Source organism: uncultured Nostoc sp., from assembly GCF_964245575.1.
In the GTDB taxonomy this organism is placed as follows: domain Bacteria; phylum Cyanobacteriota; class Cyanobacteriia; order Cyanobacteriales; family Nostocaceae; genus Nostoc.
The window spans coordinates 1-7,370 of sequence record NZ_CAXTNP010000330.1 but is presented as its reverse complement, the minus strand read 5'-3'; the positions used below and the strand labels follow the sequence as shown (position 1 = coordinate 7,370).

The following is a 7,370-nucleotide window of genomic DNA, read 5'->3' as shown; positions in this document are numbered from 1 at the left end:
TGCAATTTTTAATTTTATATTTTTAATTTTTAATTTCGAGAAGCGACTTGACACGCTCGACGCTCCCATCCGCCGACTTTGGCACAGAAGTTAAGACAAGAGACTGATTATTGTAGAGACGACGATTTATTGCGTCTTTGCGATCGCTGTCCTCAATTAGCTCCTGATCAGATCCCGATCAGATTTTTGCACTTTATGAGCGGTTTGGTTGACTAAAAGAGTCGAGCGCAAAAGGAAATTTCAGACAATAAAAGATAGATTGACTCAGCAAGCCAACTTAGCTGATAAAGTATATGTCAGCACCACCGTATTGAGTGGACTACTGCTTGTCTTGAGGGAATGGATAAAGTTCCTCAAGGGAGAACAACTGGCTTGACAAAAGTTGCTGTGGTGATGATGGACAAGACCAGAAAAATGTCCCAAGACGCAAACCGGATGTTGGAAGAAGCTTTGAAAAACACCAAGAGACCGCCAAATTGACCTTTGGACTAGTTTTCGACTGATTGTAACTTCTGGTGTTTGATGGTGATAGTGGGTGAAAGCGATCGCTTAACCCACCCTACAAGCAACTAAGGCTGTTGGCGTATTCTTTGCCAGATAGTAAAGCCCAAAAGAAGGATAATGCTACTGGCGGTAGTCAGCATCACAGCCAAACTCATGCCTTGTATTCTCATAGCCAGCAAGTTGAAAACTAAGGTAATTGACCAAAGTGTGAACGCAGCATGGCGCTGGGAGAGTCCCCAAGCAAGTAAGCGGTGGTGCAGGTGGTCTTTGCCAGGAGTACTAAGGGGGTTATTTCCTGCTAGTAGCCGTCGCACAAATACTTGAGTAGTGTCTAGCACTGGTAACAACAGAAATAAAACCGTGGGAATTAGCGCATAAACTGTGTTTTGTTGCAGCCTACCTAAAATACTGGTTGCCGCCAAGACATAGCCGAAAAAATATGCTCCGGCATCACCCATAATGATCCGCGAGGGGTGAAAGTTGTGGCGTAAAAAGCCCAGTGCAGCACCTGCCAAGGCTGCTAATACCAAGATTGCTGCTGCACGATTGTTAAACTGGGCTGCAACGCCCAACAAGCTCATGGCGGTAATAAAGCTGATTCCTCCCGCTAAACCATCCATACCATCCATCAAGTTGATGGCGTTGGTAATTCCTACTACCCAAAGTACTGTTAACGACATAGACAGGAGCGAGTCTATGGGAGTACCAAACATGACATGAATACTGATGCCATTAGCTACCAGCAACAGTGCCGTGAGAATTTGCGCCCACAAACGAACAGAGGGCGGTAAGCCGAACTGATCGTCGATAAAGCCCACAAGGACTAATATCGAACCCCCTAACAGAATAGTAAGTACCTGAGCCAATACGTTTTGGAGTTCGATAGGTCGTAAAAGGCTAGCTAATATCAGTGCGGCAATCACACCCGCGTAGATAGCTAGCCCCCCTGCATTGGGCAAAGGTTCTCGATTGAGCCGCCGTGCGTTGGGTTGGTCAGCCCAACCTACCCGCAAGGCGAATTTGCGTACTGTCGGAATTAAACGCCACGTTACAAGCCAAGCCAAGAGAAACGTAAATACTACCGCCAACCAGCCGGTGCCGCTAGGGTCGGCAATACCGAGGGACTTAAGGGAGTTGTCTAGATTCATCTCCCAATTCAAGCATTACTGCCTGTATCTAATATGAGCATCACCTGTATATTAATCAATTTTTTTATTTCCATTTGTAACTTGAGCCGCTGGGGAGATTAGCACTCTGGCGCTGTGAGTGCTAAATTGTCTAATGGAAGCGCTAGAGAAATAAAACATGGCGAAAATTATTGCATTTGACGAGGAATCTCGGCGATCTCTAGAAAGGGGTGTTAACGCCCTTGCCGATGCCGTAAAAATCACCTTGGGGCCCAAAGGTCGCAATGTCCTTTTAGAGAAAAAATTTGGCGCACCCCAAATTGTCAACGATGGTATCACTGTTGCCAAGGAAATTGAATTAGAAGATCCTTTGGAAAATACTGGTGCAAGACTCATTCAGGAAGTAGCCTCAAAAACTAAAGATGTCGCTGGAGATGGTACAACCACCGCCACAGTTTTGGCACAAGCCTTGATTCGGGAAGGTTTGAAGAACGTCGCGGCGGGTAGTAACCCAGTTAGCTTGAAGCGCGGGATCGACAAAACTATTGAGGCACTTGTACAAGAAATTGCCAGAATAGCCAAGCCAGTAGAAGGAAGTGCGATCGCTCAAGTTGCCACTGTCTCTGCTGGTAACGATGAAGAAGTTGGCCAAATGCTAGCCCAAGCAATGGAAAAAGTCACCAAAGATGGTGTCATTACCGTTGAAGAATCTAAATCCCTAACCACCGAACTAGAAGTAGTTGAGGGGATGCAGATTGACAGGGGTTATATTTCTCCCTACTTCGTCACCAACAACGAGCGGCAAATAATCGAATTTGAAAACGCCCGGATCTTGGTTACTGACAAAAAAATCAGCAGCATCCAGGATTTAGTACCGATTTTGGAAAAAGTCGCCCGTTCTGGTCAGCCCTTGCTGATCATCGCTGAAGATGTTGAAGGTGATGCTTTGGCAACTTTGGTAGTGAACAAAGCACGGGGTGTACTAGCCGTGGCTGCAATTAAAGCACCTGGGTTTGGCGATCGCCGCAAAGCTTTGTTAGAAGATATTGCTATTCTCACCGATGGACAGTTGATTTCGGAAGAAATCGGCTTAAGTTTGGATACCGCTTCTTTAGAAGCGCTGGGAACTGCCCGCAAAATCACCATTGACAAAGAAAGCACCACAATTGTAGCTGGCAGTGTCACTAAGCCAGAGGTACAAAAGCGGATTGGTCAAATTCGCAGACAGTTGGAAGAAACCGATTCTGAATACGATCAAGAAAAACTGCAAGAACGCATCGCCAAGCTCGCTGGCGGTGTGGCAGTGATTAAAGTGGGTGCGGCAACCGAAACCGAACTCAAAGACCGTAAACTGCGGATTGAAGACGCGCTGAATGCTACTAAAGCTGCTGTGGAAGAAGGTATTGTTCCTGGTGGTGGGACAACTTTAATTCACTTAGCTAAGAAGGTACAAGAGATTAAAAACAGCCTACAAAATGACGAAGAAAAAATTGGGGCTGATATTGTCGAACGAGCGCTAGAAGCCCCCTTGCGCCAAATAGCAGATAACGCTGGTGCTGAAGGTTCTGTGATCGTCTCGAAAGTCCGGGATAGCGACTTCAACATTGGCTACAACGCTGCTACCGGCGAATTTGAAGACTTGATCGCTGCTGGCATTATCGACCCTGCCAAAGTCGTGCGTTCAGCTTTGCAAAACGCTGGTTCCATTGCTGGTTTGGTCTTAACCACCGAAGCGATCGTTGTTGAAAAGCCAGAGAAGAAATCTGCTGCTGCCCCTGATATGGGCGGTATGGGCGGTATGGGCGGTATGGGCGGTATGGGCGGTATGGGTGGCATGGGCGGCATGGGCGGCATGTTCTAACTTCTGCTCACCCAGATAAATATTTTTTAAGCAGTTTGTCTTACCAAGGCAAACTGTTTTTTTATAGCATTGCTGATTCAGAAGCAATATGTTATCTGTATTGCTGGTAACTCACTGAACGTAAATAAACTTACATCAGTTTTCATCTATTTAAACCACATGTATTGTAGGGACACAGCATTGCTGTGCCTTTAGGAGGCTTTTCAGTGCTTACTTTTGAGTACAACTGACTACCAACAAAATGTTGATTGACCAAATTAGCAACCTAAATAATTGCTTAATCTAAAAATTGCCGTCTTTGTATTAATTTTTGTAAAATTAAGTGTAAGTTGTCAGTTGCCACGAGTCAATTATTTTTACTAATCACAAATGACTAATAACTATTAGGTAATATTGTATGGCACGAAAACTGCATCGCCTTCCCAAAATAGTAAATAAGCCACATGAAGATGAGTTCTATCACCAGCCAGGGACTATACCTGGAACCATTTTTATTGATGCAGATGCTCCAGCACCGATAATTTTCTTGATTGACTATAGCCAAACCAATTTCATCCGTGAGCAAATAGCAACCCCAGAGGAGTGTGTCCCATATCTAGAAATGGAATCTATTTCTTGGGTAGACGTACAAGGTTTAGGCAGTCAAGATATATTACAAAGATTGGGTAAGGTTTTTAAGTTACCTCCTCTAGTTTTAGAAGATATAGTTAATGTACCAGAGCGTCCCAAAACAGAGGATTATGAAGACCAATTGCTATTCATTGCCCGGATGGTAGTAGCAAAGGAAAAAACATGTGGTTTTTACAGCGAGCAAGTGAGTTTGATATTAGGGAAAAATTATTTGCTGACAGTACAAGAAGAACCAGAACATGATTGTTTTGAAGGAGTGCGATCGCGAATTGAAAAAAACAAAGGTACTATTCGCAAACAGGGAGCCGATTATTTAGCTTACGCCGTGTTAGATGCGATTATTGATGGTTTTTTCCCAGTGCTAGAGCTTTATGGTGAGCGAATCGAAGAGTTAGAAGAGGAGGTGATAGTCAGGCCTACCCCACAAACACTACAACATATTTATCAAATTAGGCGAGAATTACTGCAACTGCGTCGTGCTATCTGGCCCCAGCGAGATGCAATTAATTCTTTGATTCGAGATGGCAGTGATTTGATTGGTGAAGAGGTGCGAATCTACTTGCGAGACTGTTATGACCATACAGTGCAAGTGATGGATATGGTGGAAACTTATCGAGAACTAGCATCTGGATTAATGGATGTGTACCTTTCAGCAGTGAGTAATAAAATGAATGAAATCATGAAGGTACTAACGATAGTTTCAACAATTTTTATTCCACTGACTTTTATTGCCGGAGTATATGGGATGAATTTCAATACTGAAAAATCACCATATAATATGCCTGAATTGAATTGGTATTGGGGCTATCCACTTTGCTGGGCAGTGATGTTAGCGATCGCATTTGGTTTGTTATTCTTTTTTTGGCGACGAGGCTGGCTGCAAAATTCTGTAGTAATCAAGCGTAATTAAAAATTGTAGATGGACGATGAGTCAAATATACATTTATTAGCACCGAGAGTTGAGATTTTTGAGTTATGAGGAGTAGCGACCAAAATTTAGTAGTTTTGACGATTTATATTATCGGTGTTTCCTATGTCTTTAACCGCATGGTTGAATCCATAGACGACCAAATTAAGTTTGAGTTTAAAAAAGGAATCGTTGACGAGCAACTCAAAGAACAAAATCTCGACGATAAAATTGGAATTTCCTTTAAACTCAAATCCTCATACCCAATTGACGATTTGAAAGATTTAGGAATTAGCATTGAAAATAAATCTGATAATGTTGCTGTATACGTTGACTGGGACAACAGTTCTTTAGTAGTTGAACATAGCAAGCAATCACGCCGCGTAATTCGGAAATCACCAGATTTAACCCGCGACTTAGCAGTACCCCAAAGTCCTAGCCTGATTGCCCCCAATAAAACACTTTCTGAAACAGTGACAGCAGAAGATGTTTTCCAGCGCGATCAAGTAACTGGAACCTATTCAGCAAAAAAACCACTAATTGATATCAAGGGGCTGCAAAAAAAGTTGTACAACGACTTTATTAACAGAAGAAAGGAGTTGGACTTTTCCCTGCAACTGGTGATCAGGATATCTGAGGTGCGTTTAGGTCTAGCTCCAGGTCGTGATTTTCCTGCCATTAGCATTATCAATTGTCCTTTCACAGTCAGGAAACTGCCTTGGACTTACGCTCTACCTTGGAATAAAAAAAAGTAATGCCATGTCAACATACTAGCGACTTCCAAAGATTACACTGGATCTAAGGAGAGAGTAGGCGCAGGCGGTTGCAGATCAGTCATAGTTACTGGTTTGAGGAAAGTCCGGACTCCCGAAAGACCAAACTTGCTGGATAACGTCCAGTGCGAGCGATCGTGAGGATAGTGCCACAGAAAGATACCGCCAGGACAATTAAAAATTAAAAATTAAAAATGTAAAATGAGTAGTTTTTAATTTTTAATTTTACATTTTTAATTGATCTGGTAAGGGTGCAAAGGTGCGGTAAGAGCGCACCAGCAGTATCGAGAGGTGCTGGCTCGGTAAACCCCGGTTGGGAGCAAGGCGATAGGAACTACGGTTGGTCTTTTACCAGTTCCGCTCAATGAGAGCCGCTAGAGGCGTTTGGTAACAAGCGTCCCAGATAGATAACTGCCCTCGCAAGAGAACAGAACCCGGCTTATGTCCTGCTCTCTCCCCTGCAATGGAGTATGAACCTTTGACGGTTTGTACTCTATTATTTTTTGTACGGATTTTGTGCGATCGCTAATTCATCATTTAAAGCATTCCCAGGATCTCTAATGCTGTATCCAGATGCCATTTAACCCGATAGAGTCCAAATTTCTCTTGACCTTTTTTTAATTAAAAATTAAAAGTTAAAAATTAAAAATTAATCAGAATAATAATTTTTAATTAATTTTGGGTACGAGCAACCACTGAAATCAAAGATTTCAGTGGTCTACAATCAGTGGTGGGTTCAGCAGCCCACAATGATTGCAATTTTTAATTTTATATTTTTAATTTTTAATTTCGAGAAGCGACTTGACTGTACCGTGCTGGGTACTCTAGTTTCCTTCCCTCCATCGTCACCTTGAGTAATGCTGACTCCTCTGGTGTCGGTGTTCCCATAGCTTCTAGTGTCGCTTCTAGCGCTTCTACTTGAGAGAATATGGGAGACTTTAATCCTTTATTTTCTGATACTTGCTTGCAAGCTACAACAGGAAAAGTCAGGAGTGGGTTAATGTAGGATGCTTTATCAGCAGGGTTTCCTATTGCTTGGATGCCGTACTGTATCAAACATAAATCGCGTAACGCTCTCAAGCTTTTAACTTCTAATTCTGTGCGTGTAAACATAAAATAGAGTTACCTCTTGTAAAAGTGGGAATCGGTGGGCAACAAGTTTCTCAGGCTAAGATGCCCATCGATTTAACATTCTCTACTGATATACACGTGGAGAATAACTTTATTTGTATTCCTATACAATGTCTAAAAATAAAGGTAATCCAGATAACTTAAAGCCATTCACCACAGACAGAGAGCGACCACTAACTGAATATCTACATTTGCGTATCACCAAGGAAATGAAGGAAGAGGTAAAAGCTAAGAACGATCCTCCTGAATTTTGTCGTCAAGCTATCCAAGAGAAGCTAGATAGAGAGAAGTAGCGAAAAGTTGCTAGATTAATAGTCCAAGAACTTTAGGGATATAAGATAGATAACTAGTTGCCTTCCCCTGCTCCCCTGCCCCCCTCCCCATATAATGTAAATCCCCACGCGTTTACACCCCCTCAACGGCAACTAGAAACTTTT

General features: G+C 42.8%; 7 protein-coding genes and 1 other RNA gene. 6 read left to right on the top strand and 2 right to left on the bottom strand.

The genetic code is table 11. The features are described 5' to 3' along the window. Positions 1 to 339: 339 nt before the first annotated feature. On the top strand, positions 340 to 480 hold the full coding sequence (locus tag ACFFAP_RS33170; protein WP_375515201.1) for a hypothetical protein: 141 nt from the start codon (positions 340 to 342) through the stop codon (positions 478 to 480). An 89-nt stretch (positions 481 to 569) separates the two neighbouring features. Here the strand turns inward: ACFFAP_RS33170 and ACFFAP_RS33165 are convergent, their stop codons facing one another. Further along, entirely contained in the window at positions 570 to 1,652 is a 1,083-nt protein-coding gene (locus tag ACFFAP_RS33165) for an MraY family glycosyltransferase (RefSeq protein ID WP_375515200.1), read from the bottom strand. Positions 1,653 to 1,809: 157 nt separating this feature from the next. On the opposite strand from ACFFAP_RS33165, the gene groL reads away from it, so the two are divergent. The 4 genes from groL to rnpB all read left to right on the top strand — a co-directional run bounded on the left by groL (position 1,810) and on the right by rnpB (position 6,260). Continuing rightward, positions 1,810 to 3,492, top strand: a complete 1,683-nt coding sequence (gene groL, locus ACFFAP_RS33160; RefSeq protein WP_375515199.1) for a chaperonin GroEL — start codon at positions 1,810 to 1,812, stop codon at positions 3,490 to 3,492. Positions 3,493 to 3,889: 397 nt separating this feature from the next. After that, the gene (gene corA / locus ACFFAP_RS33155) at positions 3,890 to 5,032 is read left to right on the top strand and encodes a magnesium/cobalt transporter CorA (protein WP_375515198.1); all 1,143 of its coding nucleotides are present in this window, start codon (positions 3,890 to 3,892) and stop codon (positions 5,030 to 5,032) included. Between the two features lie 65 nt (positions 5,033 to 5,097). After that, a complete protein-coding gene (locus ACFFAP_RS33150; protein WP_375515197.1) occupies positions 5,098 to 5,784 on the top strand; it encodes a hypothetical protein in 687 nt (228 codons plus the stop codon). 50 nt (positions 5,785 to 5,834) lie between these two features. Then, positions 5,835 to 6,260, top strand: an RNA gene (gene rnpB / locus ACFFAP_RS33145) — RNase P RNA component class A. A 325-nt stretch (positions 6,261 to 6,585) separates the two neighbouring features. Here the strand turns inward: rnpB and ACFFAP_RS33140 are convergent. Continuing rightward, on the bottom strand, positions 6,586 to 6,915 hold the full coding sequence (locus tag ACFFAP_RS33140) for a hypothetical protein (protein ID WP_375515196.1): 330 nt from the start codon (positions 6,913 to 6,915) through the stop codon (positions 6,586 to 6,588). Between the two features lie 128 nt (positions 6,916 to 7,043). On the opposite strand from ACFFAP_RS33140, the gene ACFFAP_RS33135 reads away from it, so the two are divergent. Further along, entirely contained in the window at positions 7,044 to 7,226 is a 183-nt protein-coding gene (locus ACFFAP_RS33135; RefSeq protein ID WP_375515195.1) for a hypothetical protein, read from the top strand. The last annotated feature ends 144 nt before the right edge of the window (positions 7,227 to 7,370 follow it).

Excerpts from the sequence above, each read along its gene's own strand:
- ACFFAP_RS33170 (WP_375515201.1), top strand. The coding sequence starts at position 340 with ATGGATAAAGTTCCTCAAGGGAGAACAACTGGCTTGACAAAAGTTGCT.
- ACFFAP_RS33165 (WP_375515200.1), bottom strand. The coding sequence starts at position 1,652 with ATGAATCTAGACAACTCCCTTAAGTCCCTCGGTATTGCCGACCCTAGC.
- groL (WP_375515199.1), top strand. The coding sequence starts at position 1,810 with ATGGCGAAAATTATTGCATTTGACGAGGAATCTCGGCGATCTCTAGAA.
- corA (WP_375515198.1), top strand. The coding sequence starts at position 3,890 with ATGGCACGAAAACTGCATCGCCTTCCCAAAATAGTAAATAAGCCACAT.
- ACFFAP_RS33150 (WP_375515197.1), top strand. The coding sequence starts at position 5,098 with ATGAGGAGTAGCGACCAAAATTTAGTAGTTTTGACGATTTATATTATC.
- ACFFAP_RS33140 (WP_375515196.1), bottom strand. The coding sequence starts at position 6,915 with ATGTTTACACGCACAGAATTAGAAGTTAAAAGCTTGAGAGCGTTACGC.
- ACFFAP_RS33135 (WP_375515195.1), top strand. The coding sequence starts at position 7,044 with ATGTCTAAAAATAAAGGTAATCCAGATAACTTAAAGCCATTCACCACA.